The sequence below is a fragment of the Pseudomonas sp. NPDC087814 genome (assembly GCF_044742865.1).
Lineage (GTDB): Bacteria > Pseudomonadota > Gammaproteobacteria > Pseudomonadales > Pseudomonadaceae > Aquipseudomonas.
Window position 1 is genome coordinate 12,211 of sequence record NZ_JBIUVK010000029.1, and the last position, 24,956, is coordinate 37,166.

The following is a 24,956-nucleotide window of genomic DNA, read 5'->3' on the forward strand; positions in this document are numbered from 1 at the left end:
CGGAACTCGCTCTGTGCTCCTGCCAGAACCATTCCAATAATAAAAAGGTCGTGTCATGTCATTGACCCTGGAGCACGTCACTCGCGTTGTCGAAGGCCAAACCTGGATCGACGACGCCAACCTGCGTTTCGAAGCCGGTTCCTTCAATGTATTGCTGGGCCGCACGCTCTCCGGCAAGACCAGCCTGATGCGCCTGATGGCCGGCCTGGACAAGCCCGACAGCGGGCGCATCCTGATGAATGGCGTGGACGTCACCCAGAAGCCGGTGCGCCTGCGCAATGTGTCGATGGTCTATCAGCAGTTCATCAACTACCCGACCATGACCGTGTTCGAGAACATCGCCTCGCCGCTGCGCCAGGCCGGAGTCTCTGCCGAGCAGATCCAGAGCAAAGTCCTCGAAACCGCGAAAATGCTGCGTATCGAGAAATTCCTCCAGCGTCACCCCCTGGAACTCTCCGGCGGCCAGCAGCAACGCACCGCCATGGCCCGGGCGCTGGTCAAGGATGCCGAGCTGATTCTGTTCGATGAACCCCTGGTGAACCTGGACTACAAACTGCGCGAAGAACTGCGCCAGGAAATGCGCGAGCTGTTCAAGGCACGCCATACCATCGCGATCTACGCCACCACCGAACCCAACGAAGCCCTGGCCCTGGGCGGTACCACCACGATTCTCCACGAGGGCCGGGTGATCCAGAGCGGCAAGGCCGCCGAGGTCTATCACCAGCCGCAAACCGTGCTGGCGGCCGAGCTGTTTTCCGAGCCGCCGATCAACCTGATGCCCGGGCGCATCAGTGGCAATGAAGTGAGCTTCGCCAACTTCGTGCACTTCCCGCTGAACGTCGACCTGCGGCCCATCGGTGAGGGCGAGTTTCGCTTTGGCGTGCGTCCCAGCCATATCAGCCTGGTGCCGAGCAACGACGATGACCTGGAGCTGGCAGTGACCGTGGAAGTCGCCGAGATCAGTGGCTCGGAAACCTTCCTGCATGTGCGCAGCGAACACTTCTTGCTGGTGCTGCATTTGCCCGGCGTGCATGAGTACGACGTCGACGCGCCGATCCGCATCTATATCCCTACCCACAAACTGTTTGTGTTCGATGGTCAGGGACGTCTGGTCCAGGCTCCGGGCCGACGTGTCGCGAGGGTTGCCTGATGGCCGAGATCCATTTGCAGAACCTGGCCCACAGCTACAGTTCAAAGCCAAACGGCCCCGAGGACTACGCGATTCGCGAGATGAACCACGTCTGGGAGCAGGGCGGCGCCTACGCGTTGCTGGGGCCGTCGGGCTGCGGCAAGTCGACCTTGCTCAACATCATCTCCGGCCTGCTCAGCCCATCCGAAGGCCAGGTGCTGTTCGACGCCAAGGTGGTCAACGAACTGACCCCGGAAAAACGCAACATCGCCCAGGTGTTCCAGTTTCCGGTGGTGTACGACACCATGACCGTGTTCGATAACCTGGCTTTTCCCCTGAGAAACCAGGGCATGGCCGAGGCGAAGATTCATAGCAAGGTGCAGGAAATTGCCGAGGTGCTCGACCTGCAAAACCTGCTGGACAAAAAGGCCCGCAACCTCACTGCCGATGAAAAACAGAAAGTCTCCATGGGCCGCGGGCTGGTGCGGGATGACGTGTCGGCGATCCTGTTCGACGAACCGCTGACGGTGATCGACCCGCACCTGAAATGGAAGCTGCGGCGCAAGCTCAAGCAGATCCACGAGCAGTTCAACATCACCATGGTCTACGTGACCCACGACCAACTGGAAGCCTCGACCTTCGCCGACAAGATCGCGGTGATGTATGGCGGGCAGATCGTGCAGTTCGGCACGCCCCGGGAGTTGTTCGAGCGGCCCAGCCACACCTTTGTCGGCTATTTCATCGGCAGCCCTGGGATGAATCTGATTGAGGTGCAGGCAGAGGCGGGCGGTGTGCGCTTTGCCGGGACACATCTGGCGTTGCCCGAGGCGTTGCAGCAGCGCATTGGCGAAACGCCTTACAAAAGGCTGCAGGTCGGCATCCGCCCGGAATTTATCCATGTGTGGGATGAGCACAATCCCGACGCGCTACAGGCGCAAGTCACCCATGTGGAAGACCTCGGCACCTACAAGATCATGACCCTCAACCTCGATGGCGCACCGTTGAAAGTGCGCCTGGCCGAAGACAAACCGGTGCCCGAGGGCCAGGCGTCCATCAGCTTTCCGGGGCAGTGGCTGATGGTGTATGCCGATGACTACTTGCTGGAGGTGCAGCCATGAACAAGGTGCAGAACAACAAGGCCTGGTGGCTGGTATTGCCGGTGTTCCTGCTGGTGGCCTTCAGCGCGGTGATCCCGATGATGACCGTGGTCAACTACTCGGTGCAGGACATCTTCGACCAATCCAGCCGCTACTTCGTCGGCGCCGACTGGTACAAACAGGTGCTGCTGGACCCGCGCCTGCATGACTCGCTGCTGCGTCAGTTCACCTACTCGGCGTGTGTGCTGTTGATCGAGATTCCGCTGGGCATCGCGATTGCCCTGACGATGCCCACCAAGGGTCGCTGGTCGTCGCTGGTGTTGATCGTGATGGCGATTCCGCTGCTGATTCCGTGGAACGTGGTCGGCACCATCTGGCAGATCTTTGGCCGTGCCGACATTGGCCTGATGGGTTCCACGCTCAATGCGATGGGCATCAGCTACAACTACGCCGCCAACACCATGGACGCCTGGGTCACGGTGCTGGTGATGGACGTGTGGCACTGGACGTCCCTGGTGGCGCTGCTGTGTTTCTCGGGGCTGCGGGCGATCCCGGATGTGTACTACCAGGCGGCGCGGATTGATCGGGCGTCCAGCTGGGCGGTGTTCCGACATATCCAGCTGCCAAAACTGAAGAGCGTGCTGTTGATCGCGGTGATGCTGCGCTTCATGGACAGTTTCATGATCTACACCGAACCGTTTGTGCTGACGGGCGGCGGGCCAGGGAACGCCACCACCTTCCTCAGCCAGACGCTTACCCAGATGGCCGTAGGCCAATTCGACCTGGGCCCGGCGGCGGCGTTTTCGCTGGTGTACTTCCTGATCATCCTGTTGGTGTCCTGGCTGTTCTACACCGCCATGACCCACTCCGACGCCAACCGCTGAGGCCGCCAACATGAGCAAGCGCAAGCTGATCCCGCTGCTGGTCTACATCCTGTTCCTGCTGGTGCCGATCTACTGGCTGCTGAACATGTCCTTCAAGAGCAACACCGAAATCCTCGGCGGCCTGACCCTGTTTCCGCAGGACTTCACCTTCGCCAACTACAAGGTGATCTTCACCGACCCGAGCTGGTACACCGGCTACCTCAACTCGCTGTACTACGTCAGCCTCAACACCGTGATTTCCCTGAGCGTGGCGCTGCCGGCGGCCTACGCGTTCTCGCGCTACCGCTTCCTCGGCGACAAGCACTTGTTCTTCTGGTTGCTGACCAACCGCATGGCGCCGCCGGCGGTGTTTTTGCTGCCGTTCTTCCAGCTGTATTCGTCCATTGGCTTGTTCGATACGCATATCGCGGTGGCCTTGGCCCATTGCCTGTTCAACGTGCCGCTGGCGGTGTGGATTCTCGAAGGTTTCATGTCGGGCGTGCCCAAGGAAATCGACGAAACGGCCTACATCGACGGGTACAGCTTCCCCAAGTTTTTCGTGAAGATTTTCATCCCGCTGATTGGCTCGGGGATCGGCGTCACGGCGTTTTTCTGCTTCATGTTTTCCTGGGTCGAGCTCCTGCTGGCACGCACGCTGACGTCGGTGAACGCCAAACCCATCGCCGCAGTGATGACCCGTACGGTTTCGGCCTCCGGCATCGACTGGGGCGTGCTGGCGGCGGCGGGGGTGTTGACCATTTTGCCGGGCATGCTGGTGATCTGGTTCGTTCGCAACCATGTGGCCAAGGGCTTTGCCCTGGGCCGGGTCTGAGGAGTCGATGATGGAATGGATGGCCTGGACCACCCCGACTGCACTTTTCTTTGCCGCGATCGGCCTGCTGCTGGTGGGCATGACGACCTGGGAATTGCGCTCGCCGAGTATACCCCGGCGCGGCTTTTTACCGATCAGCACCACCCGTGGTGATCGTTTGTTTATCGGTCTTCTCGGCAGCGCCTACCTGCATTTGTTGGTGATCGGCGTAACCGGCTGGAGCATCTGGGTGGCGTCCGCGCTGTCTCTGGTGTGGCTGTTGTCTGTGATGCGCTGGGGCTAGCTGCCCCTTTTGAACCCCAAAACCAGGAGGTCTCTATGTTCGATAAAAACAATAAGCTGCGACATAGCATTTCATTGGCGGCCGTGCTGGCGCTCAGCGGGCTCAGTGCTGCGGCCTGGGCGGATGCTTATGAAGACGCTGCGAAAAAATGGATCGGCAGTGAGTTCAAACCGTCGACCCTCACCGAAGCCCAGCAGCTTGAAGAGCTGAAGTGGTTTATCAAGGCCGCGGAGCCGTTTCGTGGGATGAAGATCAACGTGGTGTCGGAAACCCTCACCACCCACGAGTATGAATCCAAGGTGCTGGCCAAGGCCTTCAGCGAAATCACCGGGATCAAGCTGACCCACGACTTGCTGCAGGAAGGCGACGTGGTGGAAAAGCTGCAAACCCAGATGCAGTCCGACAAGAATATCTATGACGGCTGGGTCAACGATTCCGACTTGATCGGTACGCACTTTCGCTATGGCAAGACAGAATCCATCACCGACCTGATGGCCAACGAAGGCAAGAACTTCACTTCACCCACCCTGGACATCAAGGACTTCATCGGTATTTCGTTCACCACTGCGCCCGACGGCAAGATCTACCAACTGCCCGACCAACAGTTCGCCAACCTGTACTGGTTCCGCGCCGACTGGTTCGAACGGGCAGACCTGAAAGCCAAGTTCAAGGAGAAGTACGGCTATGAACTCGGGGTGCCGGTGAACTGGTCGGCCTACGAAGACATCGCCAAATTCTTCAGCGAAGACGTCAAGGAAATCGACGGCAAGCGCGTCTACGGGCACATGGACTATGGCAAGAAAGACCCGTCCCTGGGCTGGCGCTTCACCGATGCCTGGTTCTCCATGGCCGGTGGCGGCGACAAGGGCCTGCCCAACGGTTTGCCGGTGGACGAATGGGGCATTCGCGTGGAGGACTGCCACCCGGTGGGCTCCAGCGTCACCCGTGGTGGCGACACCAACGGCCCGGCGGCGGTGTATGCCACGCAGAAATACGTGGACTGGATGAAAGCCTATGCACCACCGGAAGCGGCGGGCATGACCTTCTCCGAATCCGGTCCGGTGCCGTCCCAGGGCAACATCGCCCAGCAGATCTTCTGGTACACCGCGTTTACCGCCGACATGACCAAGCCGGGCCTGCCGGTGGTCAACGCCGACGGCACGCCGAAATGGCGCATGGCGCCATCACCCGTCGGGCCTTACTGGGAAAAGGGCATGAAGAAGGGCTATCAGGACGTAGGTTCCTGGACCTTCCTCAAGTCGACGCCCGAGAAGCAGAAACTGGCGGCCTGGCTCTACGCGCAGTTCGTGACCTCGAAAACCGTGTCGCTGAAAAAAACCATCGTTGGCCTGACGCCGATTCGTGAGTCTGACATCAACTCCCAGGCCATGACCGACCTGGCGCCGAAACTCGGTGGGTTGGTGGAGTTCTACCGCAGCCCGGCCCGGGTGGAGTGGACCCCGACCGGCACCAACGTGCCGGACTATCCACGGTTGGCGCAATTGTGGTGGAGCCATATTTCGGAAGCGGCCAGCGGAGAAAAGACGCCGCAGCAGGCGCTGGACGGGTTGGCCAAGGATCAGGACGCGATCATGACGCGCCTGGAACGCTCCAAGGTGCAGCCGATTTGCGGGCCGAAAATGAACGAAGAACGGGATGCGCAATACTGGTTTGACCAGCCGGGTGCGCCGAAACCGAAGCTGGCGAATGAGAAGCCGCAGGGTGAGACGGTCAGTTATAACGAGTTGCTGAAGTCGTGGGAGGCGGCGCGCAAGTAACCCAGACGCCGCAGATCAAAAATGTGGGAGCGGGCTTGCTCGCGAAGGCGGTAGATCAGTCAGCAGATATGTGACTGACAGACCGCTTTCGCGAGCAAGCCCGCTCCCACATTGGGTTTGCGGTGTTTCTGCAAGGGGGGCTATTTGGGATACAGCGGCGGCAAGCTGGTGCTATCCCCTGCAGGGTCCTGCTCGCGCTCCGCCATCGGAATCGCCTTCACCGCCCGCCACAATTCCTCTCCCTGCCAATACTGCCCACTCTCGCTGTACAGCGCGCCGTTCAACCCATCCAGCGCATCCGACAACGGCACAAACCGCGCCGCCATATCCGCCAGGGTCTCCGGCTGCTGTCGCGCCCAGGCATCCAGCGCCTGACGCGTAGCCTGCGGGTCATTCGCCTGGCTCGCTCGCTTGAGGTCGTCCAGCAAAGTTCGCGGGCTCGGGCCGGTTTGCGCGGCACGCAAAATCGCCGGCTGCCAGCGTGCACGCCACCACAAACCGAAGCCCAGCAGGGTGGTGCAGGCCAGGATCAGGCTGGTCAGTTGCCAGATCCACAGGCTGTCGTTGTCCGGCGCGGTGATCACGGTCGGGCTGGCCGGCGTGTCCACGATCAGGCTCGGGTTGGTCGCCACCTGCAGGGTGCGCGCCGGCAGGCTGGTGCGTTCCAGATGGTCTTCGTGGGTGTTCCACCACACCAGTTCCACCGCCGGCAGTTCAAGCGCGCCAACGCGGTTGGGCACCAGCGCTTCGCGGTCTTCACGGCTGCCGATCAGGCCACGGTCGTTGTTCTGGTTGCTCAGCACCGGCTGGTCCGGGTAGCGGCGCAGGCCGGGGATGTCGCTCAGTGCCAGCGGTGGCAGTTGCGCGCCGGCCAGGCCTTCGGCTTTCAAGGTCAGGCTGCGGGTCAGGGAGTCGCCCACCTGTACGTGATCGGGCTCGGGGTTCCAGCTTTCCGTGAGGGTCAGGCTGCGGGCCGGCAGCCAGGGAGCATCCGCCGGGTACAGCGCAGGCTTGGCCTTGACCGTCAACGACAGCTCCGGCGAACTGACGTGAATCAGCTTGCCGGGCTTGGAACCCTGGGGGTTGTTGTCCTGGGCGGGCCGTGGCTCTACCAGGGTGGCGCTGAACGTCTGCGTCGGAATGGTCAGCGTGCCGCTGTGCTGCGGGTAGATGGCATAGCGGGTTTCGATCACACCGTGGCGGATGCCGTTGATGACTTTCTCGTAGGTGCGCGACTCGCCCAACTGCTCGATGCGCGTATCGGCGATCTGCAACGGCGTGAGGCTGCTGTCGTCATACAGCGACACCGAGTGGTAGACGCGCACGGTCAGCAACGCCTGGGCCTGGACGTAGACGCTGTCCTGGTCGAGGTTGGTTTCGATGAACACGGGAGCCAGTTGGGCCTCGGTGTTCTGGCTGACGGTTTCCACCACTTGCAGGGTAATCGGCTGGGTCTTGAGTTCGCCGATCTGTAACGGTGGAATCACCACGGTGCCGTTCTCCTTGGGCAGCAGGGTGATTATCCAGCGGGTGGTGGCGTGGTTGTCGCCGCCCAGGGTGGTGAGCTGGTTGATCTGGCGCGTGCCGCTCACTTCAAACAGCGGGTCCAGCGGCGCCAGGTCCGGTTTGCCGAACAGCGTGACGTCGTTGGATTCCACCGTCAGTTCCACCGTCTCCCCGGAATTGATGCGGCTGCGGTCGACACTGGCCACCAGGCCGGCGGCCTGGGCCTGGCTGGCCCACAACGCGAGGGTGAGAAGAAGGGCGGTGCAGCGGTTCATCGAGTCTTGTCCTGATGTTGTTGCTGTTCGTACCAGAATTTGCGTCGCAGCAACTCGCCGGGGTTGTCCGGGATCTGCCGCAGCCATTGTTCCAGGGCCTGGCGCTGCTCGCCTTCAAGTGTGCCGTCGACCGGGCGCAGGGGCGGGGTGGTGGTTTGTTCATCACCCAACTCGCTGCCGGGTACCTCGTTGCTGCCGGCGTGGGGCGTGGCCCCGGTTTGCGCGTCGGTCGCGCCGGGCTGGCCCTGGCCTTGGGACGTCTGCTCGCCACCGGTGGCGGTCTGGCTGCTGGCGCCCGGTTGCGCAGTCTGGCCGGGTTGGGTGGTTTCGTCATCCTCGTTTTTTGCAGGCTTGGCCGGCTCGGTTTTTTCCGGTTCCTGTTGCATCAGGCTTTCCACCAGCGCCTTGTTCTTCAGCGCCGGCTGCAAGTCTGGCTGGGCTTCGAGGGCTTGTTCGTAGGCATCGATCGCCGCTTCCAGCTCGCCGCTTTTGGCCAGGGCATTGCCTCGATTGTAGTGGGAGTAGGCGTCGCTGCCTTCGGCAAACCGCTTGGCGGCTTCGGCATAGTTGCCCGCTTCATACAGTGCGACGCCTTGCCATTGCGGGTCTTCGAAATGTTCGGCTGCTTCGGCCGGGCGTTTTTTCTTCAGCAGCAGTTGGCCCTGTTGGTCGGGGCGCAGCCACAGGTCCTGGAAGTCGAAGGCATAGCTGGGCTGCGGCGCGCCCAACAGCAGCAACGGCAGGAAGAACAGCCAGCCACGGCGCCCGGCGCAGGCGGCCAGCAGCAATAGCGGTAAGAGCAGCCAGTAACCCTGGTCGGCCCAGGTGTCGAGGTGCAGCAGTTGGCCGTCATTGCGCAGGTTTTGCGGGCCATCCAGCAGGCCGAGGTGGCGCAGGTCCTTGTCGTCCAGGCGGGCCTGGCGGTAGCGGCCGCCCATTTCGCTGGCGAATGCCTTGAGGGTCGGGCTGTCGAGACGCGGTACGAGGATTGCGCCTTGGGCGTCCTTGAGGAATTCGCCGCTTTCCTGGGTCACCGGCGTGCCTTCGCGGCTGCCGATGCCAAGGATCGACAAGCTCGGCGCCTGGTTGCCTTGCAGCTGCAGGCGGATCCCCTGGCGTTCCTGCTTGGACAGCGACGAGCCGATCAGCAGCAGCCGACCCTGGCCGAGGCCGCCATGCTTGAGCAGGCTCAGGGCCTTCTCCACGGCCAGGTCGGCGCGGTGGCCGGGCTCGGGCATGATCGAGGGGCGCAGGGCTTCCAGCAGGTTATGGCTGGTGGCCAGGTCGTCGGACAGCGGCACCAGCGTGTGCGCGCTGCCGGCGTAGACCACGATGGCAGTCTGCGCATCGCTGCGGGCCTGAAGCAGGTCGAACAGCTTGCGCCGTGCCTGTTCGAGGCGGCTGGGCGGGCTGTCGGTGGCGAGCATCTCCGGGGTCAGTTCCAGCAGCACCACCAGCGGGTCGGCGGGCTTCTGGCTGGACTGTTCGACGCGTTCCCAGCTCGGGCCCAGCAACGCCAGCACGGCCAGCAGCCAGGCGATGCCGAGCACCACCCATGGCGACTTGCTTTCGCGGCCACTGCCGCCGCTGAGCAGCGCGGCGTGGAAGGCCGGCGGCAGAATCATCTGCCAGCGCCCGGCGCGTTTCTGGCGGTGCCACAACTGCCACAGCAACCAGCCGAGCAGCGGCAGCAGCAACAGCCACCAGGGACGGAACCAGTGCGGCCACAGGGCGATCATCGACGCCTCCGCAAACGCAGGCGTTTGAGGCGTTCACGCCATTCAGGATTGGGTTGCAGGAAACGGCCCTTGCTTGAGAGTTTGTTGAACAGGCGTTGCAGGGCGTTATCCGGCCAGCGTTCCTGGATCACCAGCAGCATGCTGAGGATCAGCGCCAACGCCAGCGGCGCGCTGTACAGCGCCTGGGCGGGGCGGGCCTGGGTGGGTTGCTGGGCCACGGGTTCGAGCTGGTCGAGGGTTTCCTTGATCTTCAGCAGTTCGTTGCCGTCGCGGGCGCGGAAGTAGCGGCCGCCGGTGGCCTCGGCGATGGCCTTGAGGGCCGGTTCGTCGAGGTCGAGGCTCGGGTTGACGCCGAGGATGCCCAGGGAGCCGGTTTGCTCGGGGTCTGCGCCGATGCCGATCGGGTAGATTTTCACGCCTTCTTCGGCGGCCAGGCGGGCGGCGGTCAGCGGGTCGATTTCGCCGGCATTGTTGGCGCCGTCGGTGACCAGGATCAGCACCCGGCTTTGCGCCGGACGCTGGCGCAGGCGCTTGAGGGCCAGGCCGATGGCGTCGCCAATCGCGGTGTTTTTACCGGCGATGCCAATCCGTGCCTCATCCAGCCAAGTGCGCACGGTGCGCCGGTCAAAGGTCAGCGGCGCTTGCAGATAGGCCTGGCTGCCGAACAGGATCAATCCCACGCGATCACCTTCGCGGCCCTCCAGGAAATCTCCCAGCAGGTGCTTGACCAGGCTCAGGCGGCTGACGTCTTCGTCTTGCCATTGCATGTCGGGGAAGTCCATCGAGCCGGATACGTCCACCGCCACCAGCAAGTCGCGGCCGCTGGCTGCAATCGGCAAGGGTTCGCCCAACCATTCCGGGCGGGCGGCGGCGGTCAACAGCAGCAGCCACAGGAACACAAACGGTGCTTGCTGGCGCCAGCCCGGCAGGTTGACCCGCGCGCGGCGGCGGGCCAGGCCTTCGAGGTCGCTGAGGAAGCTGACTTTCAGCGCCGGTTCGCCGCTGTCGGCCGCCGGCAGGATGAGGCGCAGCAACCAGGGCAATGGCAACAGGGCAAAGATCCACGGCCAGGCGAACTCAAACATGTTTGCGAATCCAGGTATCGACGGCCTGGGTCAGGCCGGCGATGGCCTTGTCGTCGAGTTTGCATTCGGGCTTGTAGGCGCCTTCCACCAGCACCATCCAGCGGGTCAGGCCGGCGGCGGGGCAACGGTTGTCGAGGAACGCCAGCCACTTGCGGCCGTTGAGGGTGTGGCTCTGGCTGTAGGGGTAGTCGTTGCGGCACAGGCGCTTGAGCAGGCCGTTGAGCTGTTGCAGCCAGGCACCGGCCGGTGCGCCGTCGTAGGGTTTGGGCATCAGGGCCAGTTCGGCGAGGGCAGCGATGCGCAGCGGGTCCAGGGGTTGTTCGGCACGGGCCAATGGGCGCTTGGCTGGCAGGAAACGGCGCAGCCACCACAGGCCCCAGCCCGCCAACGGGATGATCAGCAGCAACAGCCACCAACCCGGCGCCGGCGGCCAGAAGCCGATCACTGGCGGGGCGATCAGGGGTTGCAGTTGGTCGAGGCTGCTCATTGCTTTTTAACCGGGCGTTGCGGGTTCAGGTATTCGCGCAGTTGCTCGACCATTTCACCCTGGGTACTCAAGGGCATCAACAGCACCCGCAGCTTTTGCGCGAGCAGTTCCCAGCGTGCGCTGCGGGCTTCGGCCTGGGCCTTGTAGGCCTGGCGCAGATCAAAATTCAGGGTGTCCAGCTCCAGCTGTGCGCCGCGCTCGGCGAAGCGCAGCAGGCCGGCGGCGGGCAAGGCGTGGTCCAGCGGGTCGGACACCGGCAACAGCAGCAGGTCGCAATGCCGCGACAACAGGCTCAGCTGTTGCTCGGCGCCTTCGGTCAGGGCGCGCTCGTCACAGATCACAATCACCAGGCTGCCCGGGCGCAATACTTCCCGGGCTCGGCGCAAGGCCATGCCGAGGGCGTCGGCTTCGGGGCGGCGTTCGGTGTTGAGGCTCTGGTTGACCCGTACCAACCGGTTGAGCAATTGCAGCAGGCTTTGCTTGCTGCGCCGGGGTTTGATTTCGTAGTGCTCGCTGTCACCGAACACCAGCCCGCCGACCCGGTCGTTATGGCCCAGCGCCGCCCAGCCGATCAGGCTCGCCGCCTGAGCCGCCAGCACCGACTTGAACATCTGCCCCGAGCCGAAAAACAGCCGGCAGCTTTGCTCCACCATGATGAAGATCGGCCGTTCGCGCTCTTCATGAAACAGCTTGGTGTGTGGCTCCTGGGTGCGTGCAGTGACGCGCCAGTCGATGGTGCGCACATCGTCGCCGGCCTGATACACCCGCACCTGGTCGAAGTCGACCCCGCGCCCGCGCAGTTTCGAGTGGTGCAGGCCGATCAGCGGGCTGCGCTGGCTCGGCGTGGAAAATAGCTGCACTTCCCGCACGCGATGACGCATCTCGATCAATTCGCTCAGGGTGACACGGGTTCCATCGCCAGCGTTCATGGACGTCAAGCGACGGCAACGACGTCGAGAATGCGTTGCACCACGCGGTCCTGGTCGATGCCGGCCGCTTCGGCCTCGAACGACAGAATGATGCGGTGGCGCAGCACGTCGAACAGCACCGCCTGGATGTCTTCCGGGCTGACGAAATCGCGGCCGGCCAGCCAGGCGTGGGCCCGGGCGCAGCGGTCCAGCGCAATCGAGCCACGAGGGCTGGCGCCATAGGCAATCCATTCGGCCATTTCCGGGTCGAACTTGGCCGGTGTGCGAGTGGCCATGACCAGTTGCACCAGGTATTCCTCCACCGCATCGGCCATGTACAGGCCGAGGATTTCCTTGCGCGCGGCGAAGATCGCCTGCTGGCTGACGCGCCGCTCGGGCTTGGTTTCACCGTTGAGGGCTTCGCCACGGGCCTGCTGCAGGATGCGGCGCTCGACGGCGGCATCGGGGAAGCCGATTTTCACGTGCATCAGGAAACGGTCGAGCTGGGCTTCGGGCAGCGGGTAGGTGCCTTCCTGCTCGATCGGGTTTTGCGTGGCCATCACCAGGAACAATGGCGACAACTCGTAAGTGCTGCGCCCCACGCTGACCTGGCGCTCGGCCATGGCTTCGAGCAATGCCGACTGCACCTTGGCCGGGGCACGGTTGATTTCGTCCGCCAGCACCAGGTTGTGGAAGATCGGGCCTTGCTGGAACACGAAACTGCCGGTTTCCGGGCGATAGATCTCGGTGCCGGTGATGTCGGCGGGCAGCAGGTCGGGGGTGAACTGGATGCGATGGAACTGTGCCTCGATCCCTTCGGCAAGCTCCTTGATGGCCTTGGTCTTGGCCAGCCCGGGAGCGCCTTCAACCAGCATATGGCCATCGGCGAGCAGGGCAATGAGCAAGCGCTCGATGAGTTTTTCCTGGCCGAGAATCTGCGTTGAAAGAAAGGTTCGCAGCGCAAGCAGCGCTTCACGATGTTCCATCGATGACGGTTCCTGGAGAGGTGAGACTGGGCATTGCGAAAAATGCCAGGCCTGGGGGCGTTACTTTAATGCATCGGAGGGGGTGGAGACTAACGGCGCGGGGGGTATTTTTCGGGAAATGTGGGAAATGTCTGAGGTTTTTTCCGATAGGCGCCTGCCTTTGTGGCGAGGGAGCTTGCTCCCGCTGGGTTGCGCAGCAGCCCCAACAAGGCTGCCGAGTTTTTCCAGGCAGAACGCAGTTGGCTGGATTGGGGCCGCTTCGCAGCCCAGCGGGAGCAAGCTCCCTCGCCACATTGTGCGGGTTTGGCAGCTAGGCCCGGATATAGGTCCCGGTGTCCTTGAGAATGTTCTGCAGGGTTTCTTCCACTTCGGCCAGATCCGACTCGGCGGTGCCGTGGGTGATTGCCAATTGATCGTGGCCGCCCAATGCATCGGCATCCGCCGCGCCAATCTCCACCAACAGTGTCGTGGCACTCAGGGTGATCTTCAGCCCGTCCAGGGTCGACGGCTCGTAATCCCAGGTGACTTCCACCTCGTCCTCGTCCGGATAACGGGTCACCATGAACATCTCGCCCTTGTCGCCGTGGCAGCAGAGCATGGCCATGTTGTCTTCTTCGTCATCGCACGGGTTGACGATCAGGTGGGCGGTGGTGAGTTGCAATGGCATGGTTAATCCTGTCTGGGGGGAGGGCGAAGCAGGGCAATTGTGCCATTGCGGCGAATTTTGTGCTGCATCGTGTGTCAGACCTTGTGGCATGACCTGGCGGGCAATATCAGTCATTTCCGGTACTCGGCGCCCCGGGATTTCTCCGAAAACACCCGGTTGCCCAAGTCGCAACCCGCCGGCAGCGTGCCGATGACCGAATATGTCGCAGCGTCGCAAGCAGCTTGCTTCCTACACTCGTTAAGCTGCGCAACGGATGTGCCTCGCCAGGAGTCTGACCTGCCCGTCGTACCGTCACCTGGCAAGGTGCGCATCTTATGGAAGTTGAATGTGACCTCATTGTCTTGTCCAGCTTCACCCACCTGTCACTCTGAATTCGTTACTGTAGACCGCGAACAGAGCTGACGGTCTCCCCGCAAGGGGATAACACGCGACGCTTCCATCAATAACAAGCCCAAGCGGAGTACCACAGATGGCGTTCTTCACCGCAGCCAGCAAAGCCGACTTCCAGCACCAACTGCAAGCGGCACTGGCGCAGCACATCAGTGAACAGGCACTGCCACAAGTGGCGCTGTTCGCTGAACAATTCTTCGGCATCATTTCCCTGGATGAACTGACCCAGCGTCGCTTGTCCGACCTGGCCGGTTGCACCCTGTCTGCCTGGCGCCTGCTTGAGCGCTTTGATCACAACCAACCGCAAGTGCGGGTCTACAACCCCGATTACGAACGTCATGGCTGGCAATCGACCCACACTGCGGTCGAAGTGCTGCACCACGACCTGCCATTCCTGGTGGACTCGGTGCGTACCGAGCTGAACCGCCGTGGCTACAGCATCCACACCCTGCAAACCACCGTACTCAGCGTGCGTCGTGGCAAGAAGGGCGAACTGCTGGAAATCCTGCCCAAAGGCACCCAGGGCGAAGACGTTCAGCAAGAATCGCTGATGTACCTGGAAATCGACCGTTGCGCCAACGCCGCCGAGCTGAGTGTCCTGAGCAAGGAACTTGAGCAGGTACTGGGCGAAGTGCGCGTTGCCGTCGCCGATTTCGAACCGATGAAAGCCAAGGTCCAGGAACTGCTGGCCGGTATCGACGCCAGCCCGTACGTGATCGACGGCGAAGAAAAAGCCGAGATCAAGAGCTTCCTGGAATGGCTGGTGGGCAACCACTTCACCTTCCTCGGCTATGAAGAGTTTGTGGTACGTGACGAGGCGGACGGCGGTCATATCGAATATGACGCCAACTCGTTCCTCGGTCTGACCAAACTGCTGCGCCCGGGCCTGACGGCCGACGAGCTGCGCATCGAAGACTACGCGGTGAACTATCTGCGTGAGCCGGCCGTGCTGTCGTTCGCCAAGGCTGCACACCCAAGCCGCGTGCACCGCCCGGCCTACCCGGACTACGTGTCGATCCGCCAGATCGACGCCGACGGCAAGGTCATCAAGGAATGCCGCTTCATGGGCCTCTACACCTCCTCGGTGTACGGCGAAAGCGTGCGGGTGATTCCTTACATCCGTCGCAAGGTGACGGAAATCGAGCGTCGCTCGGGCTTCCAGGCCAAGGCGCACTTGGGCAAGGAACTGGCCCAGGTGGTCGAGGTGCTGCCCCGTGATGACCTGTTCCAGACCCCGGTGGACGAGCTGTTCAGCACCGTGATGTCGATCGTGCAGATCCAGGAACGCAACAAGATCCGCGTGTTTCTGCGCAAGGACCCGTACGGCCGTTTCTGCTACTGCCTGGCCTACGTGCCGCGCGACATCTATTCCACCGAGGTGCGCCAGAAGATCCAGCAAGTGCTGATGGATCGCCTGAAAGCCTCGGACTGCGAGTTCTGGACGTTCTTCTCCGAGTCCGTACTGGCTCGCGTGCAGTTGATCCTGCGGGTAGACCCGAAGAACCGCCTGGACATCGACCCGCTGCAACTGGAAAAAGAAGTGGTGCAGGCCTGCCGCAGCTGGCAGGACGACTACTCCAGCCTGGTGGTGGAAAGCTTCGGCGAAGCCCACGGCACCAACGTGCTGGCTGATTTCCCGAAAGGTTTCCCGGCCGGCTACCGTGAGCGTTTCGCCGCGCATTCGGCCGTGGTCGACATGCAGCACTTGCTCAGCCTGACCGAAGCCAACCCGCTGGTGATGAGCTTCTACCAGCCGCTGGGCCAGGTTTCCGGCCAGCGCGAGCTGCATTGCAAGCTGTATCACGCCGATACGCCGCTGGCGCTGTCCGATGTGCTGCCGATCCTGGAAAACCTTGGCCTGCGTGTCCTGGGTGAATTCCCGTACCGCCTGCGTCATGCCAATGGCCGCGAGTTCTGGATTCACGATTTCGCGTTCATCGCCGCCGAAGGCGTGAACCTCGATATCCAGCAATTGAACGACACCCTGCAGGACGCGTTCGTGCATATCGTGCACGGCGATGCCGAAAACGATGCGTTCAACCGCCTGGTGCTGACGGCCGGCCTGCCATGGCGCGACGTGGCGCTGCTGCGTGCCTACGCCCGTTACCTGAAGCAGATTCGCCTGGGCTTCGACCTGGGTTACATCGCCAGCACCCTGAACAACCACACCGACATCGCCCGCGAGTTGACCCGGTTGTTCAAGACCCGTTTCTACCTGGCGCGCAAGCTCACCGCCGAAGACCTCGAAGACAAGCAGCAACGCCTGGAACAAGCGATCCTCACGGCCCTGGACGACGTTCAGGTGCTCAACGAAGACCGCATCCTGCGTCGCTACCTGGACCTGATCAAAGCCACCTTGCGGACCAACTTCTACCAGGCTGACGCCAACGGCCAGAACAAGTCGTACTTCAGCTTCAAGTTCAACCCGCACGCGATTCCTGAGCTGCCCAAGCCGGTGCCGAAGTTTGAAATCTTCGTCTACTCGCCACGGGTTGAAGGCGTGCACCTGCGCTTTGGTAACGTCGCTCGCGGCGGCCTGCGCTGGTCTGACCGTGAAGAAGACTTCCGCACTGAAGTATTGGGCCTGGTAAAAGCCCAGCAAGTGAAGAACTCGGTGATCGTGCCGGTGGGCGCCAAGGGCGGTTTCCTGCCGCGTCGCCTGCCGTTGGGCGGCAGCCGGGACGAGATCGCGGCCGAGGGCATCGCCTGCTACCGCATCTTCATTTCCGGCCTGTTGGACATTACCGACAACCTGAAAGACGGCGCCCTGGTGCCACCGTTGAACGTGGTGCGCCACGACAACGATGACCCGTACCTGGTAGTAGCAGCGGACAAGGGCACTGCGACCTTCTCCGACATTGCCAACGGCATCGCCATCGACTACGGCTTCTGGCTGGGTGATGCGTTCGCTTCCGGCGGTTCTGCCGGTTACGATCACAAGAAAATGGGCATCACCGCCAAGGGCGCGTGGGTGGGGGTGCAGCGTCACTTCCGTGAGCGCGGCATCAACGTCCAGCAAGACAGCATCACCGTAGTGGGCGTGGGCGACATGGCCGGCGACGTGTTCGGCAACGGCCTGTTGATGTCCGACAAGCTGCAACTGGTCGCCGCCTTCAACCACCTGCACATCTTCATCGATCCAAACCCGAACCCGGCCAACAGCTTCGCTGAACGTCAGCGCCTGTTCGACCTGCCGCGCTCGGCCTGGACCGACTACGACACCAGCATCATGTCCGAAGGCGGCGGTATCTTCTCGCGCAGCGCGAAGAGCATTGCCATCTCGCCACAGATGAAAGAACGCTTCGACATCCAGGCCGACAAGCTGACCCCGACCGAACTGCTGAATGCCTTGCTCAAGGCGCCGGTGGACCTGTTGTGGAACGGCGGTATCGGCACCTACGTCAAGGCCAGCACCGAAAGCCACGCCGATGTGGGCGACAAGGCCAACGACGCCCTGCGCGTCAACGGCAACGAGTTGCGCTGCAAGGTAGTGGGCGAGGGCGGTAACCTCGGCATGACCCAGCTGGGTCGTGTGGAATTCGGCCTCAATGGCGGCGGTTCCAACACTGACTTCATCGACAACGCCGGTGGTGTGGACTGCTCCGACCACGAAGTGAACATCAAGATCCTGCTCAACGAAGTGGTGCAGGCCGGTGACATGACCGACAAGCAGCGCAACCAGTTGCTGGCGAGCATGACCGACGAAGTCGGCAGCCTGGTGTTGGGTAACAACTACAAGCAAACCCAGGCCCTGTCCCTGGCTGCCCGCAAAGCCTTCGAGCGCGTGGCCGAGTACAAGCGCCTGATGAGCGACCTGGAAGGCCGTGGCAAGCTGGACCGTGCCATCGAGTACCTGCCGACCGAGGAGCAGCTCAACGAGCGCGCCGCTGCGGGCAAGGGCCTGACCCGTCCGGAGCTGTCGGTACTGATCTCCTACAGCAAGATCGACCTCAAGGAAGCGTTGCTCAAATCCCTGGTGCCGGATGACGACTACCTGACCCGTGACATGGAGACCGCTTTCCCGCCGAGCCTGGTGGCGAAGTTCTCCGAAGCCATGCGTCGCCACCGTCTGAAGCGCGAGATCGTCAGCACCCAGATCGCCAACGACCTGGTCAACCACATGGGCATCACCTTCGTTCAGCGCCTCAAAGAGTCCACCGGCATGAGCCCGGCGAACGTGGCGGGCGCCTACGTGATCGTGCGAGACATCTTCCACCTCCCGCACTGGTTCCGTCAGATCGAAGCCCTGGACCACCAGGTCTCGGCCGACGTGCAACTGGAGCTGATGGATGAGCTGATGCGCCTGGGCCGCCGTGCCACGCGCTGGTTCCTGCGCAGCCGTCGCAACGAACAGGATGCCGGGCGTGATGTTGCGCACTTCGGTCCGCACCTTGCCGCGCTGGGCCTCAAGCTCGACGAACTGCTGGAAGGCCCGACCCGCGAAGGTTGGCAGAACCGTTACCAGGCTTACGTCGAAGCCGGTGTGCCGGAGTTGTTGGCGCGCATGGTTGCAGGCACTACCCACCTGTACACCCTGCTGCCAATCATCGAAGCCGCCGACGTGACAGGCCAAAGTGCGGCAGACGTCGCGAAGGCTTACTTCGCCGTCGGCAGCGCCCTGGACTTGCCGTGGTACCTGCAGCAGATCAGCAGTCTGCCCGTGGGCAACAACTGGCAGGCCCAGGCCCGCGAAGCCTTCCGCGATGACGTGGATTGGCAGCAACGGGCGATCACCATTTCCGTACTGCAAATGGCCGATGCGCCAGAAGACATGGAAGCCCGCGTGGCCCTGTGGCTTGAGCAGCACCAGGACATGGCTGATCGCTGGCGCACCATGATGGTGGAGATTCGTGCTGCAGTCGGCACGGACTACGCCATGTACGCGGTAGCCAACCGTGAGTTGCTGGACCTGGCGATGAGCGGTCAATCGGTGCTGTAATGGGTCTGATTGAGCGTTAATACAAAAAGCCCGGTATCGAAAGATACCGGGCTTTTTGTATTCAGGATGCCTAATTCATACTTCTTAAAATTAGAGTGGTCTATATTGTTGCTGGTTTGGATAGGTTTTCATAATACCAACCTCTCGACGATATAAGCTGCGCTGGTGAGCCGGTCTCCACTATTGAGCCGTTTAATAAGACAATAATGTGGTCAGCTAACCCGGCATCCTCAAGGTCGTGAGTGATAATTATCCTTGTTGTATGGTGTTTGAGGGTTTGGAATATGTAGTCATTTATTATTTTTTTTGAGTTGACGTCCAAAGAGTTTGTAGGCTCGTCTAGAAGTAGCAGTTTGGAATTTCTTGCAACTGCTCTTGCAAGAGAAATTCTTTGTTTTTCTCCACCGGACAAGCCTTCAAGTGTTCGCTCAGTTCCATCTTCTTCCATCATGGGGGGCATGTTTGAGCTGTGATAAAAACTGATTGTCTTGTCGTAGTGCTGGTTGGAGGTGGAAAATATATTGTTTTTTATTGTTCGATTAAACAGGCAATGTTCTTGAGGAACATATCCCAGGCGGCAACGCAATTTTTTTACGTTGGTATGGGATAAGCGTTCCGAGTCTACATATATGTGGCCTGAGTGGAGGTTGTAGAGTCCGGCAAGTGATTTGAGCAAGGTACTCTTTCCAGAGCCGGAACTGCCCACGATGGCCATAGATTCACCTGGAGGAATTTTAAATGATACATTTTTTAGGATGAATGAGTCATCAAATCCTTTTACGTAAATATTGTCCACTTCTATTGATGGCGCGGATAACGCTGTACAGTCTATTTTATGTTGCTTGTAATCGAGTGAGCGGGTGAGCAAAAAAGCCGAATTTTCTGCAATGGTAACGGACGCTCTTTTAATGCTGCTGATGACTAGGCCAAAATAGCTGACGGGTAAAACAAACTGTAGCAAATAGGCATTGATCTGTACAAAGTCACCCACCGAAATCACACCCTTCGATAGATCTACGGCGGATAAAACGGTGATTATTGTAAGGCCCGCACCCATTACCGCTATCTGCGCCCCTCCGATGAATTGGTTTGTTATGGTATTTTTTACTTCGCTGGTATTAATTTCATTTAAGTTTCTTTCTATGTTGAGTTTTTCGGTGTTTTCGTTTGAATGGGCGATTACTATTTCGCGGTTCTTAAGAAGGTCTAAAATTACTTCGTAAGCGGTTTGTGAAATTTTGTTTGAAGTAGTCTGTCTTTCTCCAATGAGTTTGAATGTAAAGTAAGAAATGGTGCCAAAGGCAAATACGACTAAGGCTAGTGTGAGGGAGTAAATGACTGGCAAAAATTGTATGAGGATGCCTATTGATAAGAAAAATCTTACAACTAGTGGTAATACTTGCGAAAGTACACCGTCTAAAAAGATAGGTAAGGCAGAATTTATTCGAGAAAATTTGTTGGCAAAAACTCCGCTCGACATCGCTGGCTGGCTGGAATCCCATATGAAAATCGTATTTAAGCAGAAACGAATGCTGGCCTCTTTTTTGATTTGCTCAATTAAAATGCTGCTAAATACGGCTCTGAGCCTGAGCATAAGTTCAGAGGCTAACCAGACCAAACCATACGCTGCGCCTACCCATGCAAGATTATAACTGGGCAGGTTTTCGCTGTAAGAGTCGATCAATGTTTTTAGCAGTGCGGGCGCTGCCACCGAAAAGACCACGGTTAAAATATCCATTACTAATGAAAGCGCAAAAAAAAGCTTTAACTTGTGCTCGGCGACTCCCATTATGCTGAAGCAGATTCTAATGCAAGTAAAAAAATCTTTTCCTATCATCCAGTTGCACCTATGGAAACGATAATGGCGAGATCTTGAGGTAGTTCGGCTTTGTCGAGAATGACTCCGTATGGCCCCTCAGTCCATGCGTGAGAAATAAATGGGTGTGTTTGAACACCAATGTTGAATGAACATCTAAGGCTTTCTTCGAATGCAATCCTAGATAGGCTGTATGCGAATTCGAGGCATTTTACTTCGACGCTCAATAATTTAATTGCAAAATTAATGTTATTCCCTATCTTTACCAGTCGCCGTTGGCTCGTTTTTTTCTGGTGAGCACTGCTTGCTCTAAGGTCGTTTAATAATTCCGAAAGCTTGCCTGCTTCGGTGAGTGTTTTAGCGCGTTTTAGATAAATAAATGCTTTGATAAACAATGTAGGAGTTAGATCTCCCAGTCGCCAGGAATCGTCTCCGTTACGCCACTCACAGGTAAATGCGCCTAGGCTATTTTTTACATCGGCAAATGGTTTGCCAGGATTCCGTTCCTCAATGGACAAGATTCCACACTCAGTTAGTTCGCTTATAAACTCCCTGTCCTTTGATGTTAGATGGTTAGGCGATTTGTGAATTATTGACTCTATGAATTTTCCCTGATCAGGTTCAAAAAAAATAAACCGATCCTTTGTTTCGTCCAGGCTCACAATTTGTGAGTTGTAAATTACGCTGTGCAGGCCTTTTGCCCACTGTACTACTGGTTCTTTATTAGCCATTTATATAAGGCTCCCAGTGCTTTATGAACATGTTTGCTGTGTATAAGTGTATAAGCGCGTGTGGGCACTGTATTGCGCCTACAGCGATCCCGCTTATCAGTCTTTGAATGCGGTCCGTGTCAACAATGTCCAGTTCCACGAGTGGTCCATTTAAAATAAGTTGTTCGATTTCAAATCGGTTCGCCAATAAAGATTTTTGTGTCAGGCCCATCGCACTCCCTTTTCTGGTGTTCCATAAGGAGTTATCGCTATATCGATCAAATGCAGATTGCCGTAGAAAATGCCTGTCGAATTTTCCTTTTATTAATTTATGCGAATGTACCTGTAAAGCAGTAGCTAACGACTCAGGCGATAGGAATGGATATAAATAGCGGCCAGGTACACCCGAGAGTGGTGAGGTAAGCATTTCATACTTGTTTATGAGCGCATTTTGCGTTCGGTCTCGTAAAGATATCCGATGATCATTGTTGTCTACTTCGTAAGAAGACCTGTTGTTGCTTTTTTTGTCTATATGTTCTGGTTTTAGAATTAGATTTGCACCGTAGTCAATAGCTAAACATTTTTCTGGGTCATTCACTCGGTTAAGTGTTTGGTGGTAGCTGGACTTTGACGCGGCGTACATGCTCGCGATAGGTGATCTAAAATACTCTGAAAGATTTTTCAGTGTTATGGCTGCGGTAATGTAGCGTCTTTCTTTGATGAGTTCTATAACAAGCCCTTTCTGAGGTAGCGCACAAAACAGCGCGTCTCCGCCGGCGCCGTTGATAAGTGTAGTATTCTGATTAGTGATTAAATCATTAGAAAAGTCTAGATAGGCAGTGTTGACCAAGCCGGTATGAGGAAAGCTAGGTAACAATGTCGTGCAAGGCTGACATCCAAATGGTAGGGAGTCATCATAGTTTAGTATGGTGATATCGCACTTGTAACGCTCGGCGGTTTTTATTACTGATTGGGTATCGTCTCCTGATGCGCAAAAATGGTCTGTAATATGATAAAGTTTTAAGCGTTCGGGACAGAGTCTTAGAAGTATATGCAGTAATATAGTGGATTCCAGTCCGCCGGAATATTCAAGCCCAATAGTGCCGGTACTTGGAATGCTTTTTTCCATATGTGTTTCTAGAATATCCAAAAAATTTACACGTCTGGCAGTATCCCAGTCGCGGTTGATTACGACCCAGTTGACAATGTCGAGTGCGGTTCCTGGTGGCAAATACAATACGCCCGCAAACGGTGAGCTAAAGCACGGTTGTGTTCCATACATGAGGTATTTTATGAAGTGTTCTTTGTTTATTTTAGGTGTCTCATGAGATTTTTCGATTGTTGTCTTCAAATCAGAGCTGATGTGGATATGCTCAGGTGAACGCTTGTTAACGTATAGTTGGTGTTTGCAGTGGTGGCCGGTTTCTATGAAATTGCCTTTAAGCGAGAGTATTGGTTTGCCTCTTTCGCTCAGTATGTGTTCATTTGGATCCTTGGGGTTGGGTAGTAGGGTATATCCATCGTTGGTAATATCTGGGGTTTTTACGAGGATTGCTACTCTGTCTTTTATTTCAATCATGAAGTGCATCCAATGCCTCCATCCCTTTGAATCGTTATTAAATGATTAAGCATCCAGCGACTCTTCGCTCGCTGGACGCTTAATCAGTTTATTTTACGATACTGGGTACTTGGCCCATTGAGGGTGTTCCAAGTTTGGCCCGCCCGGTGGCCCTTGGATATTTTTTGCTGCAGGTAGTTGAATCAGGTTTTTAAAGTTCATAGCAAATCTCCTTTATCAAACGTGATTTGGTACTGACTTTGAATCGAAATGATTCAAGAGCAAATTTAGAATCTTGAGTCCAAAAGTACAGACTCAGAATTCCTCAAATATCGTAGGAAAGTTCCCGAGCGAGAGGTGTCCTAGCGAAGCCAAACGCTGGCATGCGCAATCGGGGCTGTAACCAGCTTGATTGAGCGTTAAAACAAAAAGCCCGATATCGAAAGATGCCGGGCTTTTTTGTGTGCGCCATTTACAGGCTCGACAGCTGCTACGTGATAAGGAGCTTGGCTTCCAGATGGTCCAGATGTTGAGTCATCAAGGCTACGGCTTTGCCGGCATCGCCATGCTCCACCGCATCCACAATCGCCCTATGTTCCTGCCATGCGCAATACGTGCAAGCCTTGGCCTCAAACTGCGCAATCGCCAATGAGGTCAGCGGCACCAGGCTGTTGAGAAACTGTGCCAGCGGCGCGTTGCCCGCAATTGCCGCCAATTGCAGGTGAAATTCCCCGGAAAGGCGAATCGCCGGCCCGCGCTCGTCACGCTCGATGCAGTCGCGCTCCCGTGCGATCAACTCCCGCAGTTGGCGGATCTGCGCCGGTTTCGCCTGGGCACACGCCAACTGCACCACGGTGATTTCCGTCAGGCGTCGCGCCTCGAGAATCTGCTGGGTCTGTTGTGCATCCGGTGCCGCCACCTGGGCCCGATGGTTGGGCCGAAGGATGATCACTTGCTGGTGCGACAGCCGCGCCAGCACCCGGCGAATCACGCTGCGGCTGACGCCAAAACTTTGCCCGAGGCTCTCCTCGGTAAAACGGCTGGCGGGGGCGATGCGTTGCTCGAGAATGGCGTCGAACAGTGCCGGGTAGATGTCGTCCACCGAGAGTTTCGGCTTGCCCACCAGGCGCAACGGCGTAAAGGGGAAAGGGGTGTGCAGGGCGTGAGCGGTCATGCGCGGTCTCCTGGAAGTCAGCTACCCAGATGGTCATCCGGGATGTTCAAGCGAATGCCCATGCGCAAGCCTTCCTGCAGGATATGCCGGCGCATTTCGGCGCTGGCCAGGGCGCTGTTCTTGTTGCGGATCGCCCGCACCACGGCGTCGTTTTCCTGCAAGCGTTCCGCCAGGTGTTCGGGGGAGTTGCGCAGTACCTGGGCGCTTTGCTTGAGGGCGTTGCTGGTTTGTTGCACCACGTTCTGGAAGATCGGGTTGGAGGTCAGGGCGAACAGTTCTTCGTGGAACGCGATGTAGGCGTTCATCCCGGCTTCGCTGTCGCCGGCGTCGAGGGCTTCGCGCATGTCCATCAGGGTCAGGCGCAGTTGCCCGACTTCCTTGCTGCTGATGGATTGCGCCACTAAACCTACGATAAAGGGCTCGAGGGTGTAGCGCAGTTGCAGGATGTCTTCGAGGCTGGCGTCGGCCACGCCGCTGTCCTGGGCCTGGGATTCGTTGAGGGTGGTTTCCAGCACCACCACGCCCTTGCCGGGCATGGAGCGCACCAGGCCGAGGGTTTCCAGCACGATCACCGCTTCGCGCAGGCTCGGGCGGCTGATGCCCATTTGCTCGGCCAGTTCACGCTGGCCGGGCAGCATCTCGCCGCGCCGCCACTGACCCCTCGCCAGGGCGGCGCGCAGTTTTTCTACCACTGAATTGACGACGGTTGACGAGGTGATCACGTGTGGCTCCCT

Annotated in this window: 19 protein-coding genes; 7 read left to right on the forward strand and 12 right to left on the reverse strand. The window is 58.8% G+C overall.

The window, feature by feature from the left end:
• Nucleotides 1-55 precede the first annotated feature (55 nt).
• Genes ACIOMR_RS20040 through ACIOMR_RS20065 form a run of 6 tightly spaced genes read left to right on the forward strand, consistent with a single transcriptional unit; the run spans nt 56 to nt 5,982 of the window.
• Nucleotides 56-1,150, forward strand: a complete 1,095-nt coding sequence (locus ACIOMR_RS20040) for an ABC transporter ATP-binding protein (RefSeq protein ID WP_003218524.1) — start codon at nt 56-58, stop codon at nt 1,148-1,150.
• Entirely contained in the window at nt 1,150-2,247 is a 1,098-nt protein-coding gene (locus ACIOMR_RS20045) for an ABC transporter ATP-binding protein (RefSeq protein WP_102369282.1), read from the forward strand. The genes ACIOMR_RS20040 and ACIOMR_RS20045 overlap by 1 nt, the downstream gene beginning before the upstream one ends.
• Nucleotides 2,244-3,110 carry a carbohydrate ABC transporter permease gene (locus ACIOMR_RS20050; protein WP_401195983.1) on the forward strand — a complete coding sequence of 289 codons (867 nt, stop codon included), beginning with the start codon at nt 2,244-2,246 and terminating at the stop codon, nt 3,108-3,110. The genes ACIOMR_RS20045 and ACIOMR_RS20050 overlap by 4 nt, the downstream gene beginning before the upstream one ends.
• A gap of 10 nt (nt 3,111-3,120) precedes the next feature.
• Nucleotides 3,121-3,921: a carbohydrate ABC transporter permease gene (locus tag ACIOMR_RS20055; protein ID WP_003218530.1), complete on the forward strand. Its 801-nt coding sequence runs from the start codon at nt 3,121-3,123 to the stop codon at nt 3,919-3,921.
• A 10-nt stretch (nt 3,922-3,931) separates the two neighbouring features.
• Entirely contained in the window at nt 3,932-4,204 is a 273-nt protein-coding gene (locus ACIOMR_RS20060; protein WP_003218532.1) for a DUF2160 domain-containing protein, read from the forward strand.
• Nucleotides 4,205-4,239: 35 nt separating this feature from the next.
• Entirely contained in the window at nt 4,240-5,982 is a 1,743-nt protein-coding gene (locus ACIOMR_RS20065; protein WP_003218534.1) for an ABC transporter substrate-binding protein, read from the forward strand.
• 140 nt (nt 5,983-6,122) lie between these two features.
• On the opposite strand, the gene ACIOMR_RS20070 is transcribed toward ACIOMR_RS20065, so the two are convergent.
• From ACIOMR_RS20070 to ACIOMR_RS20100, 7 genes are all read right to left on the reverse strand, one after another.
• A complete protein-coding gene (locus ACIOMR_RS20070; RefSeq protein ID WP_401195988.1) occupies nt 6,123-7,763 on the reverse strand; it encodes a BatD family protein in 1,641 nt (546 codons plus the stop codon).
• Nucleotides 7,760-9,502: a tetratricopeptide repeat protein gene (locus tag ACIOMR_RS20075; RefSeq protein WP_401195990.1), complete on the reverse strand. Its 1,743-nt coding sequence runs from the start codon at nt 9,500-9,502 to the stop codon at nt 7,760-7,762. Before ACIOMR_RS20075 ends, ACIOMR_RS20070 begins: the two co-directional genes overlap by 4 nt.
• Nucleotides 9,499-10,587: a vWA domain-containing protein gene (locus ACIOMR_RS20080; RefSeq protein ID WP_401195993.1), complete on the reverse strand. Its 1,089-nt coding sequence runs from the start codon at nt 10,585-10,587 to the stop codon at nt 9,499-9,501. Before ACIOMR_RS20080 ends, ACIOMR_RS20075 begins: the two co-directional genes overlap by 4 nt.
• Nucleotides 10,580-11,074: a DUF4381 domain-containing protein gene (locus ACIOMR_RS20085; protein ID WP_003218539.1), complete on the reverse strand. Its 495-nt coding sequence runs from the start codon at nt 11,072-11,074 to the stop codon at nt 10,580-10,582. The genes ACIOMR_RS20080 and ACIOMR_RS20085 overlap by 8 nt, the downstream gene beginning before the upstream one ends.
• Nucleotides 11,071-12,003: a DUF58 domain-containing protein gene (locus tag ACIOMR_RS20090; RefSeq protein ID WP_003218540.1), complete on the reverse strand. Its 933-nt coding sequence runs from the start codon at nt 12,001-12,003 to the stop codon at nt 11,071-11,073. Before ACIOMR_RS20090 ends, ACIOMR_RS20085 begins: the two co-directional genes overlap by 4 nt.
• Before the next feature lie 5 nt (nt 12,004-12,008).
• Nucleotides 12,009-12,968: a MoxR family ATPase gene (locus tag ACIOMR_RS20095; protein ID WP_003218556.1), complete on the reverse strand. Its 960-nt coding sequence runs from the start codon at nt 12,966-12,968 to the stop codon at nt 12,009-12,011.
• Between the two features lie 310 nt (nt 12,969-13,278).
• Nucleotides 13,279-13,635, reverse strand: a complete 357-nt coding sequence (locus ACIOMR_RS20100; RefSeq protein ID WP_401195996.1) for a hypothetical protein — start codon at nt 13,633-13,635, stop codon at nt 13,279-13,281.
• A 469-nt stretch (nt 13,636-14,104) separates the two neighbouring features.
• On the opposite strand from ACIOMR_RS20100, the gene ACIOMR_RS20105 reads away from it, so the two are divergent.
• A complete protein-coding gene (locus ACIOMR_RS20105) occupies nt 14,105-18,964 on the forward strand; it encodes an NAD-glutamate dehydrogenase (RefSeq protein WP_003212956.1) in 4,860 nt (1,619 codons plus the stop codon).
• A gap of 100 nt (nt 18,965-19,064) precedes the next feature.
• Here ACIOMR_RS20105 and ACIOMR_RS20110 read toward each other — a convergent pair whose 3' ends face one another.
• From ACIOMR_RS20110 to ACIOMR_RS20130, 5 genes are all read right to left on the reverse strand, one after another.
• On the reverse strand, nt 19,065-20,801 hold the full coding sequence (locus ACIOMR_RS20110) for an ATP-binding cassette domain-containing protein (RefSeq protein WP_401195999.1): 1,737 nt from the start codon (nt 20,799-20,801) through the stop codon (nt 19,065-19,067).
• Complete coding sequence (locus ACIOMR_RS20115; protein ID WP_177029352.1) at nt 20,798-21,511, reverse strand: lasso peptide biosynthesis B2 protein; 714 nt, start codon at nt 21,509-21,511, stop codon at nt 20,798-20,800. The genes ACIOMR_RS20110 and ACIOMR_RS20115 overlap by 4 nt, the downstream gene beginning before the upstream one ends.
• Nucleotides 21,504-23,078, reverse strand: coding sequence for an asparagine synthase-related protein (locus ACIOMR_RS20120; protein ID WP_401196003.1), 1,575 nt, complete (start codon nt 23,076-23,078; stop codon nt 21,504-21,506). Before ACIOMR_RS20120 ends, ACIOMR_RS20115 begins: the two co-directional genes overlap by 8 nt.
• Nucleotides 23,079-23,538: 460 nt before the next feature.
• The gene (locus ACIOMR_RS20125; RefSeq protein ID WP_177029354.1) at nt 23,539-24,222 is read right to left on the reverse strand and encodes a GntR family transcriptional regulator; all 684 of its coding nucleotides are present in this window, start codon (nt 24,220-24,222) and stop codon (nt 23,539-23,541) included.
• A 17-nt stretch (nt 24,223-24,239) separates the two neighbouring features.
• Nucleotides 24,240-24,944, reverse strand: a complete 705-nt coding sequence (locus ACIOMR_RS20130; RefSeq protein WP_102369278.1) for a FadR/GntR family transcriptional regulator — start codon at nt 24,942-24,944, stop codon at nt 24,240-24,242.
• Nucleotides 24,945-24,956: the final 12 nt, after the last annotated feature.

Bases quoted from the DNA above. Each gene is read 5' to 3' on its own strand.
- ACIOMR_RS20055 (WP_003218530.1), top strand. From the start codon at position 3,121: ATGAGCAAGCGCAAGCTGATCCCGCTGCTGGTCTACATCCTGTTCCTG.
- ACIOMR_RS20100 (WP_401195996.1), bottom strand. From the start codon at position 13,635: ATGCCATTGCAACTCACCACCGCCCACCTGATCGTCAACCCGTGCGAT.
- ACIOMR_RS20120 (WP_401196003.1), bottom strand. From the start codon at position 23,078: ATGCACTTCATGATTGAAATAAAAGACAGAGTAGCAATCCTCGTAAAA.
- ACIOMR_RS20085 (WP_003218539.1), bottom strand. From the start codon at position 11,074: ATGAGCAGCCTCGACCAACTGCAACCCCTGATCGCCCCGCCAGTGATC.
- ACIOMR_RS20095 (WP_003218556.1), bottom strand. From the start codon at position 12,968: ATGGAACATCGTGAAGCGCTGCTTGCGCTGCGAACCTTTCTTTCAACG.
- ACIOMR_RS20050 (WP_401195983.1), top strand. From the start codon at position 2,244: ATGAACAAGGTGCAGAACAACAAGGCCTGGTGGCTGGTATTGCCGGTG.
- ACIOMR_RS20060 (WP_003218532.1), top strand. From the start codon at position 3,932: ATGGAATGGATGGCCTGGACCACCCCGACTGCACTTTTCTTTGCCGCG.
- ACIOMR_RS20080 (WP_401195993.1), bottom strand. From the start codon at position 10,587: ATGTTTGAGTTCGCCTGGCCGTGGATCTTTGCCCTGTTGCCATTGCCC.
- ACIOMR_RS20125 (WP_177029354.1), bottom strand. From the start codon at position 24,222: ATGACCGCTCACGCCCTGCACACCCCTTTCCCCTTTACGCCGTTGCGC.
- ACIOMR_RS20090 (WP_003218540.1), bottom strand. From the start codon at position 12,003: ATGAACGCTGGCGATGGAACCCGTGTCACCCTGAGCGAATTGATCGAG.
- ACIOMR_RS20070 (WP_401195988.1), bottom strand. From the start codon at position 7,763: ATGAACCGCTGCACCGCCCTTCTTCTCACCCTCGCGTTGTGGGCCAGC.
- ACIOMR_RS20045 (WP_102369282.1), top strand. From the start codon at position 1,150: ATGGCCGAGATCCATTTGCAGAACCTGGCCCACAGCTACAGTTCAAAG.
- ACIOMR_RS20115 (WP_177029352.1), bottom strand. From the start codon at position 21,511: ATGGCTAATAAAGAACCAGTAGTACAGTGGGCAAAAGGCCTGCACAGC.
- ACIOMR_RS20110 (WP_401195999.1), bottom strand. From the start codon at position 20,801: ATGATAGGAAAAGATTTTTTTACTTGCATTAGAATCTGCTTCAGCATA.
- ACIOMR_RS20065 (WP_003218534.1), top strand. From the start codon at position 4,240: ATGTTCGATAAAAACAATAAGCTGCGACATAGCATTTCATTGGCGGCC.
- ACIOMR_RS20105 (WP_003212956.1), top strand. From the start codon at position 14,105: ATGGCGTTCTTCACCGCAGCCAGCAAAGCCGACTTCCAGCACCAACTG.
- ACIOMR_RS20040 (WP_003218524.1), top strand. From the start codon at position 56: ATGTCATTGACCCTGGAGCACGTCACTCGCGTTGTCGAAGGCCAAACC.
- ACIOMR_RS20075 (WP_401195990.1), bottom strand. From the start codon at position 9,502: ATGATCGCCCTGTGGCCGCACTGGTTCCGTCCCTGGTGGCTGTTGCTG.